Genomic DNA, 18,254 nt, shown 5'->3' with positions numbered 1-18,254 from the left:
CGACATGTCATTGGGTTTTACGCCTGCGGTAGAAATTTATGGCGCGAACGCCGCGCTGCTCAACCAGCGATTGCTCAGTTGGACGCACATCGACGCAGCGGGTATCGAGTCCGATCAACTGACGCTCACGCTCAGCCTGGAAGGGCTCGAGGGGCTGCCCAGCCTTGAGGGAAAAATCGGCCTGCGGGTCGGTTATCAAGAGTCCGGGCTCGTGGATAAAGGTGAGTTCGTCGTGACGCGGCGCACCCCGACATTGTTTCCCCTGCGCCTGACATTGGTGGCGACGGCGGCGCCGTTCAGCGCGTCGGATCAGACCGGTTTCAAGCAGCGCCGATCTGTCAGTCACGGGCCGACGACTCTGGGGACGTTGTTTCGTCAATTGACGTCGAGGCACGGGTTTTCCCCTCGCGTTGCCCCCGAGCTGTCGCTGATCAAGATCGAGCACATCGACCAGTCCAACGAAACCGACATGGGATTCCTGACTCGGCTGGCCCATCGTTATGACGCGGTAGCGAAGCCGATCAACGAGTTGTATGTGCTGGCACGTCGCGGCCAGGCGAAATCGTTATCGGGCAAAATCCTTCCGGACACAAAGCTGTCGGTGACGACGAACAATCGTCCAGGAGACCAAGCCTTTATCTCTGCGGTTCTTGATGAAGCGGCCCGGGCGAAATACCAGGGCTGCAAGACGACCTGGTGGGATGCGGTGGCGGGCAAAGTGCGTGTCGAAGAAAGCGGTATCGCGCCATTCAAGACGCTGCGTCAACGCTTCCAAAGCGCAGACGATGCCCGCGCCGCCGCTGAAGGGGAGGTGCGCCGGATGATGCGCGAAGCCCTCAAGGTCACCATTGAATGCCCCGGCAATCCGGCGTTATCCGCAGAAGGCATCGTGCTGCTTGACCCAACCTGGCCGGATTTCATGCGCGGCCGCTGGTCGATCGACAAGGTCACCGCCAGCGGCGACCGGGAAAAAAGCTACCGCTGCAGGATCGAGGCGACTTGTCTGGATGCGAGGGGCTGACATTTGTTACCAGTGCACGTCGATCCAGCTAAAACGAACTGCTCGCGGTGTATGGAGTAATCAAGTGTCGGCTTGGCGGCGTTCACCTATTAAGCATCCGCCGCACGTCATCAAGACTGATCTTCTCAATAATACGTGCCGGAACCCGAGACTCTGCGGACAAGTTATAGACCTGAAAATTATCGTTAACGACATGTTTCGACATAAGTTTCAAGGAAGGCAATATCCGAGTGCCGTACTGCTGGTCCAGTCCGCAAGGCGAGGGTTTGCTGTCGGACGTTTCATAGAATCGGCCAGCCGCCTGATTCAAGTCGAAGCCAACCAGGAAGACCTTGTTGAAACCCAGATGGTAGGCAGTTTGTATGGCTAGGTACATGACGGTTCGAGCCTCGAAGTAGCCAAGGGTCATGTCTTTGCTGAAGCCAATATCTTTGCTTCGCTTGCTAAAAAGAGATCTGTCCCTGACTAGTGACTTCTGCGGGTTGAATAACGTTGTGAATATCGACGCCCTGGGGGCCTTTTTTAAGCTGAAGACTTTCCCGCTGGGCTTGGTTTGGACGATGTCAAACTGTTCCTCCCACACCGCAACGTTTTCACTGATTTGCATTGCGGTTGCGAAGAGTTCCGGCTGTTGAAGCGAGAAGTTGAGATCCGAGCATATATAGAAAAAGGGCTTGATGTCGGCTTGGCTGAACATTGATATAGCGCCGTTCATGGTAATCATCGGCACGGTGGGAAACTCTTGTAACGGAAAGTCTCTCGCCGAGGCGCCTGAAGCGATGATAAAAACCGGCCCACTTTTTACGTTTTTGCATTCACTGAAACTGGCCTTTTTCAATGACGTAGCTGCTTCTGTGATGAGCGCTTTGTCCAGATTTTTCGCCCTGCTCATGTACGTCCCTTTTCTTTATTCAAATGATTGATGATGCCTTCAACCGCGTTAAGGAAAATCGCCATGCCTATCACGCAAGCCCAACTGCTGCGTATCCTTCCAAACGCCGGCGCCAGTGCCGGCGTTTTTGCACCTGTCCTGAACACTGCCATGGGCCGTTACCAGATTGTCGGCCTCAAGCGTGTCGCCGCGTTTATCGCCCAGGTCGGCCATGAATCCGGCCAGCTGCGTTATCTACGCGAACTGGGCAACGATGTTTATTTGTCAAAGTATGACACCGGTCGGCTGGCTTCGCGCCTGGGCAATACTCCTGAAGTGGACGGCGACGGTCAACGGTACCGGGGGCGTGGGCTGATCCAGATTACCGGACGGGCGAACTACCAGGCTTGCGGTGAGGCGCTGGGCCTGGATCTGGTCGCGGAACCGACGCTGTTGGAGCAACCCCTGTGGGCCGCGCTTTCGGCTGCGTGGTTCTGGGCCTCACGGGGGCTTAATCCCCTCGCGGATGCCGGCGATTTCGTTACGATCACCCAGCGGATCAACGGCGGCCAGAACGGCGCCGCGGACCGCCAGGTTTTATATGGGCGAGCGCTGCGGGTGCTGGAATGAACCCGGCCCTGCTGAGGTTTGTGCCTCTCACCGCCGTGGTTTTTTTGCTGCTGACGACCAGCGTGACCTGGAAAATCCAGGATTGGCGTTACGGCAAGACGTTGGCCGAGCTGGCCAATTCCCACGCTGAAACCCTGAGAAAGATGAGCGTTGCAGCGGCCGCTTCGCAGCAAAGAGAAACAGAAAGACGCCTCGCCCTCGAACAGCAACTTTCCGCCAGCGAGCAAATTCATTATCGAGCCTTGAGCGATGCCCAACGTGACCAGGATCGCTTGCGCGATCGCCTTGCTACTGCCGATGTCCGGCTGTCAGTCCTCCTCGACGCCGACGATGTTGCCGCCGGCTGTGCAGTGCCTGCCGCCCCCGGCGCCGGCGGCATGGATCATGGTGCCCCACGCGCCCGACTTGACCCGTCGCATGCTCAACGAATTATCGCCATCACTGACGCGGGCGACCGTGGACTGATTGCGCTGCAGGCTTGCCAGGCTTACGTCAGGGCGCTGGGCCGGTGATCTGTCGAGCCTTGCATGCTTCGGATGGTCGTGTACGGTAGGCCCCAATCGCGTCGAATCAGGAGAGCTTCGTGGACGACATTACCGAACTGGCCGCTGAATTGGGCAGGCGCCTGCAGCTGCTCAATGCCCATGTCACCACCGCCGAGTCCTGCACCGGTGGTGGGATTGCCGAGGCGATCACTCGGATCCCAGGGAGTTCGGCCTGGTTCGAGGCAGGTTTTGTCACCTATTCCAATCGTCAGAAAACCCAGCAATTGGGCGTGCCCGACGGGTTATTCGAAAAGGTCGGCGCGGTCAGCCGCGAGGTGGTGGAGGCGATGGCGCGGGGCGCCCAGCAGGAAAGCCTGGCGCGTTTCGCCGTGGCGGTCAGCGGCGTGGCCGGGCCGGACGGGGGCTCGCCGAGCAAACCGGTGGGCACCGTATGGCTCGCCTGGGGCGTCGGCGAGGCGCTGTTCAGTGAGCAGCGATTCTTTCCAGGCAACCGCGACGAGGTCCGCCGACAAACGGTGAAGGCCGCGCTAGACGGGCTGTTACAACATGCCGCCGCAGAAATCTCAAATCAGGGGTAGGCGATCCTCAATCGCTGTGGAATAATACTGGCTACTTATACAGGTGTTGGCCGTCAGGCCTTATTGATTACGTGAGGACTTTAATGGACGACAACAAGAAGAAAGCCTTGGCTGCGGCCTTGGGTCAGATCGAACGTCAATTCGGCAAGGGTGCCGTAATGCGTATGGGCGATCAGGACCGCCAGGCGATTCCTTCCATCTCCACCGGCTCCCTGGGCCTGGACATCGCGCTTGGCATCGGCGGCTTGCCAAAAGGTCGTATCGTTGAAATCTACGGTCCTGAATCCTCCGGTAAAACCACGCTGACCCTATCCGTGATCGCCCAGGCTCAAAAAGCCGGCGCAACCTGCGCCTTCGTCGACGCCGAACACGCCCTGGACCCGGAATACGCCGGCAAGCTGGGCGTCAACGTCGACGACCTGCTGGTGTCCCAGCCGGACACCGGTGAGCAAGCCCTGGAAATCACCGACATGCTGGTGCGCTCCAACGCAGTTGACGTGATCATCGTCGACTCCGTGGCGGCACTGGTACCGAAAGCTGAAATCGAAGGTGAAATGGGCGACATGCACGTGGGCCTCCAGGCTCGCCTGATGTCCCAGGCCCTGCGCAAGATCACCGGTAACATCAAGAACGCCAACTGCCTGGTGATCTTCATCAACCAGATCCGCATGAAGATCGGCGTGATGTTCGGTAGCCCTGAAACCACCACCGGTGGTAACGCACTGAAGTTCTACGCCTCGGTTCGCCTGGACATCCGCCGTACTGGCGCGGTGAAAGAAGGTGATGAGGTTGTCGGTAGCGAAACCCGCGTCAAAGTGGTGAAGAACAAGGTGGCATCGCCGTTCCGTCAAGCTGAATTCCAGATCCTCTACGGCAAGGGCATCTACCTCAACGGCGAGATGATCGACTTGGGTGTGCTGCACGGCTTCGTCGAGAAATCCGGCGCCTGGTATGCTTACAACGGCACCAAGATCGGTCAGGGCAAGGCCAACTCGGCCAAGTTCCTGGCGGATAACCCGGAAGTTGCCGCTGCCCTTGAGAAGCAACTGCGCGACAAGCTGTTGAGCCCGGTTGCAGACGTCAAGTCCGTGGCCAATCGCGAAACTGCAGAGAACCTGGCTGACGCTGACATCTGATCGATCCGATGACCGCCGTACTCGATACCCTCGTCGCGGTGCGGCGAACCGCAATGGACCTGCTCGCCAGACGTGAGCACGGTCGAGTTGAGCTGACGCGTAAACTGCGTCAGCGCGGCGCCCCCGACGAGTTGATCGACACGGCCCTCGACCGTTTGACGGAAGAGGGTCTGCTGTCGGAGTCGCGTTACCTCGAAAGCTTTGTCTCTTACCGCGCCCGGTCCGGTTACGGTCCGATGCGGATTCGCGAGGAACTTGGCCAACGCGGCTTACAACGCCCGGATATCGAACTCGCCTTGCGCGAAAGCGGTATCGACTGGCAAGAACAGCTAACGGATACCTGGCGGCGCAAGTTTTCAGGGCATCTGCCCATCGATGCACGGGAGCGAGCCAAGCAAGGGCGTTTCCTGGCGTATCGAGGTTACTCCATGGAAATGATCAATCGCCTGTTCAGCGGTCGCAGCCTGGATGACTAAACAAAACGGCCCGCTATTTCGATAGCGGGCCGTTTTTTTATGGGTTTAGGAAACCTTGATCGGATCCCAGGTAAGGGGATGGACCTCGGTGGCGGGCTGGGCCCAGTTTTCCGACAGGTTGATATAATCCACCAGCTCTCTTAACCGGCCGTGATCACGGGCGTTGAAGGTAAATGCCAGTCGGGTCAGATGGCTGAACGGGGCTTCCTCCGGCTCCTCGCCGCTGTAGGCGTGCTGGTGGAAACAGTCGTTCAGGCACAGATCGGCAAAATCAGCCTGCATCCGCTGCAACGCTTGTTCATTGAGCGGGTGGTGCATACGGATCACGAACTGATGCTTGAGCCAACGGCTGGAGTGGAAGTTGCGGTAGAACTGGTTGATTTCTTCCACGGCGTCCTCGGCATTGTGCACCAGGCGCATCAGCTTCATGTCGGTTGGGAGGATGTAGCGATTTTCCTCGAGCTGTTCGCGGATGAAATCCAAGGCGCCTTGCCAGAACTTTCCCCCGGGAGCGTCCAGCAGCACTACCGGTACCAACGGGCTTTTACCCGTCTGCACCAGCGTCAGCACTTCCAACGCCTCGTCAAGGGTGCCAAACCCGCCTGGGCAGAGCACCAGGGCATCGGCTTCCTTGACGAAAAACAGCTTGCGAGTAAAGAAGAAGTGGAACGGCAGCAGGTTCTGCGTGCCCTCCACGGTGGGGTTCGCGTGCTGTTCGAAAGGCAGGGTAATGTTGAATCCCAGGCTGTGTTCCCGCCCCGCACCTTCATGGGCCGCAGCCATGATGCCGCCGCCCGCGCCGGTGATGACCATCATGTCTGACCGAGCCAGCGCCGCGCCCAGCTCCCGTGCCAAGCCATACAGCGGATGTTCGATGGGGGTTCGGGCCGAGCCGAAGACCGTGACTTTGCGCCGACCCTTGAATTGTTCGAGCGTGCGAAACGCATGTTCCAACTCGCGCAGCGCCTGGAGCGTGATCTTGGCGTTCCAGCGGTTGTGATCTTCCTGGGCCATGCGCAGCACGGTCAGGATCATGTCTCGATAAATGGGCAGGTTAGGGCTGTTGGGTGATACCAGGTTGAGTTGCTCTTCGACCTTGCGGGTGAGGTCGTGGCCATGGCTCTCAAAATGACGACTGAGCAGGTCATTCGGTTTGTACGGCATTCAGCTTCTCCTTCTGAACAGAACCCCCGGCCCGAACGAGAGATTCGTCAGGGCCACGACACGTCCTGTGTCGTTGTCAGTCCGGGCCTGTGTCCGGGCATCAAACTGGCTAGGCGCGATGTGCAGCAAGGCGGACAAGCCATCCAGCAGGTTCTGTTTTCTTCCCTTGGATGAAAAACAAACACACGTCACGGCGTTGGTGGCAGCCTCGTTCTGCCCGTTATAAAGCGATACTTTGAATCTAGTCCCTTGAGCTGATCTTTGCTTTCTCGATCATGATGTTCGAAAGTGCGCGCCGACGATGAACAACGGCGCTCTCGCTCGGGTTGATTATTTCTTGGTCTTGGCCGGTTTCGGGCAGTCCGATTCCTGGAAGCGTTCGGTTGCAACCGGGCGGTTGGTTTTCACTTCGGTGAACTCGTAGCGCATGGTTGCGCCCTTGGCCATCAGCTTGCGGAAACCCGGATTGGTACACACCGTGGAGCCCAGCTGGAAATAAACGGCCTTGGGGTCTGCGCGCATTTTCTGGGCATGGCTGCTTTGCACGCTGAGGTGATTGACCAGCTCGGTGCCTTCGACGGTATACCCTTGGTCGAGGATGTCTTCGTTGATGGCTCGCGGCGTGCCAACGCTGCTTTGCGTGGCTACGTTTTGCAGCATCTTGTTCAGTTCGAGTTCTTTCAGCGACGCAGCCTGAGCGCTGATGGACGTCGCCAGCAAAACGGCAACGGTAGGGACGATAAGGCGCAGCATGAAACTCTCCTGGTTCAGTAACTGGTGGTTCGACCGGTCACGTGACTGTGCGTTCAGTGGCGGCGATTATAGGGGAGCCTGGGGAGACGGTACAGGTTTGCGCGCTCTGGTAGACTGCCGGCCTTCATTGCCCTGCCGAGTGTTGTTCGTGTCGAGTTTTCCTGCCTGTGGGTGTTGCCCGCGATGAACCATGCCCCTAACGCCGTAGCCCGCCTGCGCGACCAACGCATCGATGAAGGCATCAAGCCAATTCAGGCCCGGGGCTGGCGCGCGCCCCGTTGCAGCGCATGCCGAGTGATTGTCAGCCATTGCCTGTGCGCCTGGCGCCCGAGCGTCGAGACCCGCTCCGGGGTCTGCCTGATCATGACCAACAAGGAAGTCTTCAAGCCGAGCAACACCGGTTGGCTGATTGCCGATGTGGTGCAGGACAATCATGCGTTCATATGGTCGCGCACCGAGGTCGATGAGCAATTGTTGGCGCTGCTGGGCGATCCGCAATGGCAACCATACCTGGTGTTTCCTGGCGAATACGTCGAACCGTCGCGAGTCACCCATACGGTTGATCTCGATCACTCCAGGCGTCCCCTGTTCATTCTCTTGGACGCGACCTGGACGGAAGCGCGGAAAATGTTCCGCAAGAGTCCTTATTTTGACCGTTTGCCCATCCTGAGCCTGCTGCCTGACAAGCTGTCGCGCTATCGCTTGCGACGTTCCACCCGTAGCGAGCACCTGTGCACCGCCGAGGTAGCGGCGCTGTGCCTTGAGCTGGCGGGAGACAGTGACGCGGCGTCGGCCCTGGACGCCTATTTCGATGTGTTCAGCCAGCATTACCTCGGTGCCAAGCGCCAGCAAGAGGTGAACGTATCGACCCCGGCCCATGCCGAGTTGCAGCTCTTTGTCCGTGCGGCTCACGAGGTGTTGGCCTAATAGTGGCCCATACTCGATACAGCAGTCGCCGTGCTGCTTGACCACCCCGGCTTCGCTGGGCATGCTTGGCGCCGACCAGGGTGCGGCCAAAAGTTTGAAACGCTGTGATTGGCGTTGAACGTGCCCCTGTGGATGCCGCTGCGTGGTGGTGTCTTGAGTTGTTTGGCGAGGCGCGAATGCATCGGGCCTGCCACTAAAAACAGGATCATTTGAAAAATGGCCACATACGAAATCCTGATTGCCGATGATCACCCGCTTTTTCGCAGCGCGTTGCATCAGGCAGTGACCCTGGGCCTTGGCTCGGATGTCCGGTTGACGGAGGTGGCCAGCATCGCGGAACTGGAAACTCGATTGGCTGAGAAGGCCGACTGGGACCTGGTGCTGCTGGATCTGAACATGCCCGGCGCGTATGGCTTCTCTGGCCTGGTGTTGTTGCGCGGACAGTATCCGCAGATCCCCGTGGTAATGGTGTCGGCTCAGGAAGAGGCTTCGGTGATGGTCAAGGCCCGCGAGTTCGGTGCCAGCGGGTTCATTCCCAAATCCAGTTCCCTGGAAATGATTCAGAGGGCGGTAAAGGCCGTCCTCGATGGCGATGTGTCCTGGCCGCCGCAGGCGTTCGAAGCGGTGAGCGTGTCGGCGGAAGCCAAGGCTGCCAGCGAAGGGTTGGCCAGCTTGACGCCGCAGCAGTTCCGAGTGCTGACCATGGTCTGCGAAGGCCTGTTGAACAAGCAGATTGCTTATGAATTGAACGTGTCGGAGGCAACCATCAAGGCCCACGTCACCGCCATCTTTCGTAAACTCAACGTGCGTACCCGAACCCAGGCGGCGTTGTTGCTGCAACAACTTGAGTCAATTTCGCCGCAGTCGTAGCGTTGGATTCACGCTTTTTTGACTGGGTTTACATTAGCTTCTCCACTCCTTCCGATCAGTTGCCTACTCTATGTCACCTTTTAAAGGCCAAACCGGCCTGAAACGCATCCTCAATGCCTCCGGCTACTCCCTGGACGGGCTGCGTGCCGCTTTCGTCGGCGAAGCCGCATTCCGCCAACTGGTCCTGCTCAACGTCATCCTGATTCCGCTGTCGTTCTTCCTGAATGTCAGCCGTGTCGAACAAGCGTTGTTGATCGCGGTCTGCTTGCTGGCCCTGATCGTCGAGCTACTCAATTCAGCAGTGGAGGCGGCGATCGACCGTATTTCCCTCGAGCTGCACCCGCTGTCGAAGAACGCCAAGGACATGGGCAGCGCCGCCCAGTTTGTCGCCCTGACGATGATTGCGTTGGTGTGGGGCCTGGTACTGCTCTAAGTCTCAGGCGATGGCCGGCAGGACGATTTCGTCGCTGCGCTGGACCCCTGCGGTAAATGCCCGGCACAACTCTAGAAATTCACGCATGGCCGAGGTCTGGTATTTTTGCTTGTGCCAGATGAAGTAGAACTGGCGCGCCAAATCCATGTCCGGCGTTTCCACCGCCACCAGGCTGCCGCGGCGAAAGGCATCACGCAAAGCCAAGCGTGAGATACAGCCGATCCCCAGGCCGGATTCCACCGCGCGCTTTATCGCTTCGGTGTGTTCCAGCTCCAGGCGAATGTTCAACGCGCTGCGGTGGTGGCGCATGGCCTGGTCGAAAGTCAGCCGGGTGCCGGAACCCTGTTCACGTAAAATCCAGGCCTCATGGGTCAATTCCTCCATGGTCGCCTGCCCGCGCTTGGCCAGTGGATGCTGGGGCGCGCAGAACACCACCAACTCATCCTCGACCCAGCTCTGCACCTCGATGTCCGGGTGGCTGCAGTCGCCTTCGATTAGACCCAGATCAATTTCATAGTGGGCAACCTGGTGCACGATGTTGGCAGTGTTTTGCACGTGCAGCTTCACCTGGCTTTCCGGATGGCGCTGCATGAAACCGCCGATCAGCAGGGTCGCCAGGTAATTGCCAATCGTCAGCGTGGCGCCGACCGCCAGTGAGCCGAAGCCGGACTTGCCGTTGAGCAGGTCTTCGATCTCCTTGGCCTGGTCCAGCAACGCCACGGCCTGTGGCAGCAACTGTTTGCCCAAGGCATTGAGGCTCAGGCGCTTGCCGGCGCGGTCGAAGAGTTGACAGCTCGATTGGCGCTCCAATTCGGTGATGGAGGTGCTGGCAGCCGACTGCGAAAGATTGAGCAGGCCCGCGGCACGGGACACGCTCTCTTGCTGGGCGACAGCGACGAAGACTTGAAGTTGACGTAGAGTAAATCGCATATCTATATAACCGATAACCCTTATCTTAATAATCCATTTAACAGATATTGTCGCCGCCATTAGAATGCGATGCAATTGCGCAGATTATCGACGCAGGCATCATTTCCAGGAGTCCCCCGTACATGAGCAACATGAACCACGAGCGTGTCCTCAGTGTTCATCACTGGAACGACACTCTGTTCAGCTTCAAGTGCACCCGCGATCCGGGCCTGCGCTTCGAGAACGGTCAGTTCGTGATGATCGGCCTGCAGCAGCCCAACGGCCGCCCGCTTATGCGCGCTTATTCGATCGCCAGCCCGAACTGGGAAGAGCATCTTGAATTTTTCAGCATCAAGGTCCCCGACGGTCCGCTGACTTCCCAGTTGCAGCACCTGAAGGAAGGCGACGAGATCATCATCAGCAAGAAGCCTACCGGCACGCTGGTGCTGGACGACCTCAAGCCTGGCAAGCATTTGTATCTGCTCAGCACCGGCACCGGCCTGGCGCCATTCATGAGCGTCATCCAGGATCCGGAAACCTACGAGCGTTTCGAAAAAGTGATCCTGTGCCACGGCGTGCGTTACGTCAATGAAGTCGCCTACCGCGAGTTCATCACCGAGCACCTGCCGCAGAACGAATTCTTCGGCGAAGCGCTGCGTGACAAGCTGATCTACTACCCGACCGTGACCCGCGAGCCGTTCGAGAACGAAGGCCGTCTGACCGACCTGATGCGCAGCGGCAAACTGTTCCGCGACATCGGCCTGCCACCGATCAACCCGCAAGACGACCGTGCGATGCTGTGCGGCAGCCCGAGCATGCTCGACGAGACCAGCGAAGTGCTCAACAGCTTCGGCCTGACCGTTTCGCCGCGTATGCGTGAGCCGGGTGATTACCTGATCGAACGAGCATTTGTGGAAAAGTAAGTCGCAGCCCATAAAAAGCCCGCGCCGCCTGAATAAGGCCGCGCGGGCTTTTTCGTTCCTGGACTTATTTAACCGCTGGAATCACTTCCAGCACGCGGATCACGCCGGGCTCCGGGTAATGCCAGCGTACGTCCAGGTCCCAGAACTGCGCGCCATATTCCCGTTCGGCTGTAGGAATCTGGTACGCCGGGCGTGGGTCCTGCGCCAGGCATTGCTCAATCAACTCCACCAACGGCTCGTCGAGGCGCAAGGCGTGATCGCGGGCTTGAAGCAAGGCTGACTCCGCCCATTGCACCGGGATCAGGCCAGGCGCTGCGCTGGCGATGTCGTTGGAGGCTGAGCCGATGATGTCGGCGTAGGGCACGTAGGGCTTGATGTCCAGCACGGGCGTACCGTCCAGCAAGTCAATGCCCGAGATCCACAGTCGGTCGGCTTCTACCCGATCCAACTTTACCACCGACTGGCCGATTCCATTGGGACGATGGGTGGCGCGGGTGGCGAACACGCCCATGGATTTGTTGCCGCCCAGGCGCGGCGGGCGCACTTTCAAGCGGGGTTTGTCTTCCAAAGCCTGGTGGAACAGAAACAGCAGCCAGACATGACTGACCTGCTCCAGGCCCTGCACCGCGTCGCCCTGATCGAACGGCGCCACCAGCTCCAGCACGCCGCGCGCGGCCGGGGCCAGTTGTGGTTGGCGCGGGATGGCGAACTTCTCCTTGAAACAGGAGCGGACGAAGCCGACGGGGGAGACGGTGTAGGTCATTTCGAGTGCTTCAAGTGGCAAGCGACAAGCCGCAAGCTTATGGCTGCTGTTTAAGCTCTGACGCGCAGCGTCAGGCCCTTGAGGAAGTTGCGCAGCAACTGGTCGCCACATGGGCGATAGTTGGTGTGGCCGAACTTGCGGAACAGCGCGCTCAATTCCGGCTTGGACACCGGGAACTCGGCAGCCTTGAGGATGGCGTGCATGTCGTCTTCCTTCAGCTCGAAGGCGACGCGCAGTTTCTTCAGGATGATGTTGTTGGTCACCGGCACTTCGATCGGCTGCGGCGGACGGCTTTCGTCCTTGCCGCGCTTGAAGATCACCAGGCCATCGAGAAAATGCGCCATGACCTCGTCAGGGCAGAACACGAAGCCTTCTTCCTCGTCTTTCTTGAGGTAGCCGGCGAGGTCCTCCAAGGAAACCTCCAGGCCGCCCAGCTTGATGATCTCGATGACTTTCTTGTCGCTGATGTCGAGCATGTAGCGCACGCTGCGCAGTACGTCGTTGTGAATCATGTGTGCAGTCCTGATCAATCGACAGTGGGCGCCGCGCTTCGCTGCGGCGCCGGAAAATTAGAATTTCTCTTTGGCGGACAAATAGCGCCACTGGCCCAGCGGCACCTTGCCGATGGAGACGCCGCCGATGCGGATGCGGCGGATGGCGACGACCTTCAGGCCGACCGCCTGGCAAAACAGCGCGATCACGCCCGGTTGCGGGTTCTTCATGGCGAAGCGCAGGCGGTTCTCGTTCTGCCAACTGGCCTTGACGGCCGGCAGCTCCTTGCCCTTGTAGGTCAGGCCATGGTTCAGGCGATTGAGGCCATGGGCGACCATTTCGCCTTCGACTTCAACCACGTATTCCTGCTCGATCTTGGCCGCGTCGGCGGTGAGCTTGCGCAGGATCTTCCAGTCCTGGGTGAACACCAGCAAGCCGCTGGCACCAGCCTGCAAGTCGTCACTGGCGGTCAGGCGCAGAAAATGCCCTTTGAGTGGGCGCTTGCCGAAGCGATGTTCATCGCTGAGGCTCTGCGGTCCAAGGGAAGCCATCGCGGTGTCTACATCCATGCCCACCGGGGCGTTCAGCAGGAGCGTCACTGGCTCCGGCGCGGTAGCCTTGGCCTCGGGGTCGAGTTCGACCTTCTGGGTCGTCACCTTGAACTGCGGCTCGTCGATCACTTCGCCATCCACAGTGACCCAGCCGCCCTCGATGAACAGCTCAGCCTCCCGACGGGAACAGCCGACGAGTTCGATGAGGCGTTTGGAGAGACGAATCGGGTCAGTCATGACGGGGGCCGTAACAAAAAGAGGGTGGGCATTGTACCTGCCTGGCGCCGGTTAATCGCGGGTCCATTTGCCTCATGCAACTATTAGCCGCGTCCAACCCTCAGGCCAGGCTGCTTGTAACGCATATGCAGCAGTGGGTAGGGCTGGTTCATGCCATCTCTTGGCGAGCGCCCGACCACTTCGAAGCCTTGCTTGAGATAAAAGCCCAGCGCCTGCGGATTCTGTTCGTTGACGTCCAGTTGATGGGCGTTCAGATGTTCCATGGCGTAGCGCAGCAACTGCTTGCCCAAGCCTTGGCCGCGGTGTTCAGGACCGATGAAAAGCATCTCGACCTTGCCGGCCGCCACCCCAGCGAAACCGGTGATGCGCTGGCGTGTGTCTCGCGTGCAGATGAGCATCACCGCGTCCAGGTAGCGGGTGAGCACCAGGTTCTTCAGCAGCTCGATGTAACTGTCCGGCAGGAAGTCATGGGTAGCGCGTACCGACGCTTCCCAGACGCGGGTCAATTCCTGGTAGTCGCTCGGTTTCGGTGTGTAAATGACCGAATGCTGACGCATGTCCGCCTGTTCCTTGTGGTGGGTGTCTCCATACGATAGCCGTAAAAAAGCCCCGCATCTTGTTGCAAGAGCGGGGCTTCAGGATTTTTTCGAGGCTGGCAGGCGAGTGGCTGAAAACAACAGCAGTCCCGCCTGGTCTGGATCAACCGATCTGTTCAGCCCACAAATCGTACTCGTCGGCGTCGGTCACCTTGCACCAGACCTTGTCGCCTGGCTTGAGGTTGCTGCCATTGTCGATGAACACGTTGCCGTCGATTTCCGGGGCGTCGAAGAAGCAGCGGCCCACGGCGCCTTGTTCGTCGACTTCGTCCACCAGCACTTCGATTTCACGGCCGATGCGCATTTGCAGGCGTGCCGAGCTGATGGCCTGTTGGTGCGCCATGAAACGATCCCAGCGGTCCTGCTTGACGTCGTCCGGCACCACGTCCAGGTCCAGGTCGTTGGCCGGTGCACCGTCAACCGGCGAATACTGGAAGCAGCCGACGCGATCGAGTTGGGCCTCGGTCAGCCAGCCCAGCAGGTACTGGAAGTCTTCTTCGGTTTCGCCGGGGAAGCCGACTATAAAGGTCGAACGGATGATCAAGTCCGGGCAGATCTGGCGCCAGTTCTTGATGCGGGCCAGGGTCTTGTCTTCGAAGGCCGGGCGCTTCATGGCCTTGAGGACTTTCGGGCTGGCGTGCTGGAACGGGATGTCCAGGTACGGCAGGATCTTGCCGGCGGCCATCAGCGGGATCAGCTCGTCGACATGCGGGTACGGATAGACGTAATGCAGACGCACCCAGACGCCGAGGGTGCTGAGGGCTTCGCACAGTTCGGTCATGCGGGTTTTCACCGGCGCGCCGTTCCAGAAACCGGTGCGGTACTTGATGTCGACGCCGTAGGCGCTGGTGTCCTGGGAAATCACCAGCAGTTCCTTGACGCCAGACTTGACCAGGCGCTGGGCCTCGTCGAGCACATCACCCACCGGGCGGCTGACCAGCTTGCCGCGCATCGACGGGATGATGCAGAAGCTGCAGCTGTGGTTACAGCCTTCGGAGATCTTCAGATAGGCGTAGTGACGCGGGGTCAGCTTGATGCCTTGCGGCGGCACCAGGTCGATCAGCGGGTTGTGGTCCTGGCGCGGCGGTACCACGTCGTGCACGGCGTTGACCACTTGCTCGTACTGCTGCGGACCGCTCACCGACAACACGCTCGGGTGCACGTTGCGGATGTTGCCTTCTTCCACGCCCATGCAGCCGGTGACGATGACCTTGCCGTTTTCCTTGATGGCTTCGCCGATCACTTCCAGGGACTCGGCCTTGGCCGAGTCGATGAAGCCGCACGTGTTGACCACAACCACGTCGGCGTCCTGATAGGTGGACACAACGTCATAGCCTTCCATGCGCAGCTGGGTGAGGATGCGCTCGGAGTCGACCAGTGCCTTCGGGCAACCCAGGGATACGAAGCCAACTTTTGGATTGGCCGGCGCGGGAGTGGTGGACATGTCTAACCTCGGTGTAGGGGGGATCGTCTCTTGCCGAGACAGGGCGCCTGGCGCGCCTCTGATCAAAAAGTGCGCAATTCTATCCATGGCCGACGCACTTGACCAGCTTTATGCAGGTTTATGCAGGGAAATGCGACGAGTGCTGCGCTATGCTTCGCGCCTTTACGCCTTGAAGAATTCCGACAGTCAATAAAACGTCTGTAACAATGCGTAAAAAGCGCATGCTGACTCACTCGGCATGGTGCTTCGCTCAAGAAGACAGGTCTGCAAACCAGGAGTATTGGATGGGTCATGCAAGTAGTCAGGCGGCGGGGGCCGGGCATTCGGCAGCGAAACCGCTGAGCATGCTGGTCGCGGCGGTTGGAGTGGTCTATGGCGACATCGGCACCAGCCCGTTGTACACCCTCAAGGAAGTGTTTTCCGGTGCCTATGGCGTGCCCGTCAATCACGATGGGGTGTTGGGGATCCTGTCGCTGATTTTCTGGTCGTTAATCTGGGTGGTGTCGATCAAATACATGATGTTCGTCCTGCGGGCCGACAACCAGGGCGAGGGCGGGATCATGGCCCTGACCGCCTTGGCGCGGCGGGCGGCGGCGGGAAGGGCGCGGCTGCGCACGTTGCTGGTGATCTGCGGCTTGATTGGCGCGGCGCTGTTCTACGGCGACAGCATGATCACGCCAGCGATCTCGGTGCTTTCGGCGGTCGAAGGCCTCGGCCTCGCATTCGAAGGCATCGATCATTGGGTGGTGCCGCTGTCGGTGGTGGTGCTCGTCGCACTGTTCCTCATCCAGCGCCACGGCACCGCGCGGATCGGCATTCTGTTCGGCCCGATCATGGTGACCTGGTTCCTGGTGCTCGGTGCCCTCGGCGTCTATGGCATCAGCCAGCATCCGGAAGTATTGCAGGCTGTGAGCCCGGCCTGGGCCGTGCGGTTCTTTGTTGTCCATCCGGGCATGGGCGTGGCGATCCTGGGCGCCGTGGTGCTGGCGCTGACCGGCGCCGAAGCGCTGTACGCCGACATGGGCCACTTCGGTCGCAAGCCGATCGCTCGTGCCTGGTTCATCTTGGTGTTGCCCGGCCTGATGCTCAACTATTTCGGCCAGGGCGCCTTGCTGCTCGGCGATCCGGAAGCGGCGCGCAACCCGTTCTATCTGCTGGCGCCGAGCTGGGCGTTGCTGCCGCTGGTGGGTTTGTCGACGCTGGCCACGGTAATTGCTTCGCAGGCGGTGATTTCCGGTGCTTTCTCCCTGACGCGCCAGGCGATCCAGCTCGGTTACATCCCGCGCATGTACATCCAGCACACTTCCAGCGCCGAGCAGGGCCAGATCTATATCGGTGCGGTGAACTGGTCGCTGATGGTCGGCGTGGTGCTGCTGGTGCTCGGTTTCGAGTCCTCTGGTGCGTTGGCTTCGGCCTACGGCGTGGCTGTGACCGGGACGATGCTGATGACGACGATCCTGGTGTCCGCCGTCATACTGCTGTTGTGGAAATGGCCGCCGTTGCTGGCGGTACCGCTGTTGTTCGGTTTCCTGCTGGTGGACGGGCTGTATTTCGCCGCCAACGTGCCGAAGATCATCCAGGGCGGTGCGTTCCCGGTCATCGCCGGCATTGCCTTGTTTGTGTTGATGACGACGTGGAAGCGCGGCAAGCAACTGCTGGTGGATCGCCTCGACGAAGGGGCGTTGCCGCTGCCGATCTTCATCAGCAGCATTCGCGTGCAACCTCCCCACCGGGTGCAGGGCACGGCGGTGTTCCTGACCGCGCGCTCGGATGCCGTGCCTCACGCGTTGTTGCACAACTTGCTGCACAACCAAGTGCTGCATGAGCAAGTGGTCTTGCTGACAGTGGTGTACGAGGACATTCCCCGTGTGCCACCGCAACGGCGCTTCGAAGTCGATGCCTACGGCGAGGGATTCTTCCGGGTCATCCTGCACTTCGGTTTCACTGACGAGCCGGACGTGCCCGAGGCGCTCAAACTCTGCCATCTGGATGAGCTGGATTTCAGCCCGATGCGCACCACTTACTTCCTCAGCCGCGAAACCGTCATTGCCTCCAAACTCGAAGGCATGGCTCGCTGGCGTGAGTCGTTGTTCGCCTTCATGTTGAAAAACGCCAACGGCAACCTGCGCTTCTTCAATCTACCGTTGAACCGGGTGATCGAGCTGGGGACGCAGGTCGAGATGTAGCACCGGGAAACCACAAGCCCTCGTTGCCTTGCGGCGGCGGGGGCTTTTTTATGGGTGCTGTTTTTCAATGCGTCATTGGTCGAATAGTGTTTTCCCAGCTTGATTCATACGCATTGTCGCGCAATACTTCGCGCATCAAAGTATGTATAAAGATATGCGAAATTTATGCTGTAGGAGGCAAGACATGGCAGCATTACTCGATCGGGCTGATCAAGCAGTATCCGTTACGGCAATGGTCAGAGGGTTCAGCGCGAAGCTCAAGGAAGTATCGAGCCGTGCAACCGAAAGGCTGGTCATCTTCAAGGACAATGAACCGGCAGCGGTGATTATCAACGTCGATGCCTATCAGGAAATGCTCGATGAACTGGAAAACCTTCGCGTCGAAGCGACGGCTCGCGAGCGCCTGATCGGTTTCGACCAGGCCAAGGCTATCAGCCATGAGGGTATGCGGGCACGGTACGCCAAAAACAACTGAAGGAGTGGTGAATGGCTTGGGGCATTATTTATCACCCGGAAGTTCAAGACGATTTGGATCAGTTGGGTGCGGCCGCGGCGAACCGTATTCTTGATGTCATCGAGGAGCGGATCATGAATGGCGAGCCGGACAAAACCGGCAAGCCGCTCAGAGCCAGCTTGGCGGGATGTCGAAGAATCCGAACCGGGGACACCCGTATCGTGTACAGGGTCGACGGGAAAGCGATTCAAGTCTTGATCGTAGCCGTTGGTGCGCGGCGGGATAAGGAAGTATATGACGCGGCAGAGCGTCGTCTTTAACCATTTTAAAAAGC

22 protein-coding genes are annotated in these 18,254 nt (G+C 59.3%); 13 read left to right on the top strand and 9 right to left on the bottom strand.

Annotated elements, in window-relative coordinates; translation table 11 throughout:
* Positions 1-4: 4 nt before the first annotated feature.
* Positions 5-1,021, top strand: coding sequence for a phage late control D family protein (locus tag J3P95_RS19820; protein WP_434558404.1), 1,017 nt, complete (start codon positions 5-7; stop codon positions 1,019-1,021).
* Between the two features lie 82 nt (positions 1,022-1,103).
* Here J3P95_RS19820 and J3P95_RS19815 read toward each other — a convergent pair whose 3' ends face one another.
* Positions 1,104-1,913 carry a lipopolysaccharide biosynthesis protein gene (locus J3P95_RS19815; RefSeq protein ID WP_434558403.1) on the bottom strand — a complete coding sequence of 270 codons (810 nt, stop codon included), beginning with the start codon at positions 1,911-1,913 and terminating at the stop codon, positions 1,104-1,106.
* 63 nt (positions 1,914-1,976) lie between these two features.
* Between J3P95_RS19815 and J3P95_RS19810 the strand changes: the two genes are divergently transcribed.
* The 5 genes from J3P95_RS19810 to recX all read left to right on the top strand — a co-directional run bounded on the left by J3P95_RS19810 (position 1,977) and on the right by recX (position 5,218).
* Positions 1,977-2,522 carry a glycoside hydrolase family 19 protein gene (locus J3P95_RS19810; protein ID WP_434558402.1) on the top strand — a complete coding sequence of 182 codons (546 nt, stop codon included), beginning with the start codon at positions 1,977-1,979 and terminating at the stop codon, positions 2,520-2,522.
* Positions 2,519-3,034, top strand: a complete 516-nt coding sequence (locus J3P95_RS19805; RefSeq protein ID WP_434579979.1) for a lysis protein — start codon at positions 2,519-2,521, stop codon at positions 3,032-3,034. Before J3P95_RS19810 ends, J3P95_RS19805 begins: the two co-directional genes overlap by 4 nt.
* 71 nt (positions 3,035-3,105) lie before the next feature.
* The gene (locus J3P95_RS19800; protein WP_434558400.1) at positions 3,106-3,606 is read left to right on the top strand and encodes a CinA family protein; all 501 of its coding nucleotides are present in this window, start codon (positions 3,106-3,108) and stop codon (positions 3,604-3,606) included.
* Positions 3,607-3,689: 83 nt separating this feature from the next.
* Positions 3,690-4,742, top strand: a complete 1,053-nt coding sequence (recA, locus tag J3P95_RS19795) for a recombinase RecA (RefSeq protein WP_186635122.1) — start codon at positions 3,690-3,692, stop codon at positions 4,740-4,742.
* Positions 4,743-4,750: 8 nt separating this feature from the next.
* Positions 4,751-5,218 (top strand): recombination regulator RecX, encoded by a 468-nt coding sequence (recX, locus tag J3P95_RS19790; protein ID WP_186611241.1) that lies wholly within the window; start codon positions 4,751-4,753, stop codon positions 5,216-5,218.
* Between the two features lie 45 nt (positions 5,219-5,263).
* On the opposite strand, the gene J3P95_RS19785 is transcribed toward recX, so the two are convergent.
* Complete coding sequence (locus J3P95_RS19785) at positions 5,264-6,382, bottom strand: TIGR00730 family Rossman fold protein (protein WP_434558399.1); 1,119 nt, start codon at positions 6,380-6,382, stop codon at positions 5,264-5,266.
* Between the two features lie 330 nt (positions 6,383-6,712).
* On the bottom strand, positions 6,713-7,135 hold the full coding sequence (locus tag J3P95_RS19780; protein WP_186611243.1) for a quorum-sensing-regulated virulence factor family protein: 423 nt from the start codon (positions 7,133-7,135) through the stop codon (positions 6,713-6,715).
* Between the two features lie 183 nt (positions 7,136-7,318).
* Between J3P95_RS19780 and J3P95_RS19775 the strand changes: the two genes are divergently transcribed.
* From J3P95_RS19775 to J3P95_RS19765, 3 genes are all read left to right on the top strand, one after another.
* Positions 7,319-8,062 (top strand): tRNA-uridine aminocarboxypropyltransferase, encoded by a 744-nt coding sequence (locus J3P95_RS19775; protein WP_434558398.1) that lies wholly within the window; start codon positions 7,319-7,321, stop codon positions 8,060-8,062.
* 216 nt (positions 8,063-8,278) lie between these two features.
* On the top strand, positions 8,279-8,932 hold the full coding sequence (gene erdR / locus J3P95_RS19770; protein WP_434558397.1) for a response regulator transcription factor ErdR: 654 nt from the start codon (positions 8,279-8,281) through the stop codon (positions 8,930-8,932).
* 70 nt (positions 8,933-9,002) lie between these two features.
* Positions 9,003-9,365 (top strand): diacylglycerol kinase, encoded by a 363-nt coding sequence (locus J3P95_RS19765; protein ID WP_186611246.1) that lies wholly within the window; start codon positions 9,003-9,005, stop codon positions 9,363-9,365.
* A gap of 3 nt (positions 9,366-9,368) precedes the next feature.
* Here J3P95_RS19765 and J3P95_RS19760 read toward each other — a convergent pair whose 3' ends face one another.
* Positions 9,369-10,295: a LysR family transcriptional regulator gene (locus tag J3P95_RS19760; protein WP_053214485.1), complete on the bottom strand. Its 927-nt coding sequence runs from the start codon at positions 10,293-10,295 to the stop codon at positions 9,369-9,371.
* Positions 10,296-10,417: 122 nt separating this feature from the next.
* Between J3P95_RS19760 and fpr the strand changes: the two genes are divergently transcribed.
* Positions 10,418-11,197 carry a ferredoxin-NADP reductase gene (gene fpr, locus J3P95_RS19755; RefSeq protein WP_003184787.1) on the top strand — a complete coding sequence of 260 codons (780 nt, stop codon included), beginning with the start codon at positions 10,418-10,420 and terminating at the stop codon, positions 11,195-11,197.
* A 64-nt stretch (positions 11,198-11,261) separates the two neighbouring features.
* On the opposite strand, the gene tsaA is transcribed toward fpr, so the two are convergent.
* The 5 genes from tsaA to rimO all read right to left on the bottom strand — a co-directional run bounded on the left by tsaA (position 11,262) and on the right by rimO (position 15,280).
* The gene (gene tsaA, locus J3P95_RS19750) at positions 11,262-11,960 is read right to left on the bottom strand and encodes a tRNA (N6-threonylcarbamoyladenosine(37)-N6)-methyltransferase TrmO (RefSeq protein WP_434579983.1); all 699 of its coding nucleotides are present in this window, start codon (positions 11,958-11,960) and stop codon (positions 11,262-11,264) included.
* 50 nt (positions 11,961-12,010) lie between these two features.
* Entirely contained in the window at positions 12,011-12,472 is a 462-nt protein-coding gene (locus J3P95_RS19745; protein ID WP_186611248.1) for a DUF1456 family protein, read from the bottom strand.
* 57 nt (positions 12,473-12,529) lie between these two features.
* Positions 12,530-13,240: an rRNA pseudouridine synthase gene (locus tag J3P95_RS19740; RefSeq protein WP_434579986.1), complete on the bottom strand. Its 711-nt coding sequence runs from the start codon at positions 13,238-13,240 to the stop codon at positions 12,530-12,532.
* An 83-nt stretch (positions 13,241-13,323) separates the two neighbouring features.
* A complete protein-coding gene (locus J3P95_RS19735; RefSeq protein WP_434558395.1) occupies positions 13,324-13,797 on the bottom strand; it encodes a GNAT family N-acetyltransferase in 474 nt (157 codons plus the stop codon).
* 142 nt (positions 13,798-13,939) lie between these two features.
* Positions 13,940-15,280, bottom strand: a complete 1,341-nt coding sequence (gene rimO, locus J3P95_RS19730) for a 30S ribosomal protein S12 methylthiotransferase RimO (protein WP_434579987.1) — start codon at positions 15,278-15,280, stop codon at positions 13,940-13,942.
* Between the two features lie 344 nt (positions 15,281-15,624).
* Between rimO and J3P95_RS19725 the strand changes: the two genes are divergently transcribed.
* The 3 genes from J3P95_RS19725 (at position 15,625) to J3P95_RS19715 (ending at position 18,240) form a co-directional block, all read left to right on the top strand.
* The gene (locus J3P95_RS19725; protein ID WP_434563915.1) at positions 15,625-17,466 is read left to right on the top strand and encodes a potassium transporter Kup; all 1,842 of its coding nucleotides are present in this window, start codon (positions 15,625-15,627) and stop codon (positions 17,464-17,466) included.
* Between the two features lie 184 nt (positions 17,467-17,650).
* Positions 17,651-17,941 (top strand): type II toxin-antitoxin system Phd/YefM family antitoxin, encoded by a 291-nt coding sequence (locus J3P95_RS19720; protein WP_434558393.1) that lies wholly within the window; start codon positions 17,651-17,653, stop codon positions 17,939-17,941.
* A gap of 11 nt (positions 17,942-17,952) precedes the next feature.
* Complete coding sequence (locus J3P95_RS19715) at positions 17,953-18,240, top strand: type II toxin-antitoxin system RelE family toxin (RefSeq protein ID WP_434558392.1); 288 nt, start codon at positions 17,953-17,955, stop codon at positions 18,238-18,240.
* Positions 18,241-18,254 lie beyond the last annotated feature (14 nt).

This window comes from Pseudomonas sp. Z5-35, assembly GCF_051131945.1.
GTDB lineage: Bacteria > Pseudomonadota > Gammaproteobacteria > Pseudomonadales > Pseudomonadaceae > Aquipseudomonas > Aquipseudomonas marvdashtae.
Note: the sequence above shows the minus strand (reverse complement) of the source record. Positions and strands in the feature narration are given on the sequence as shown.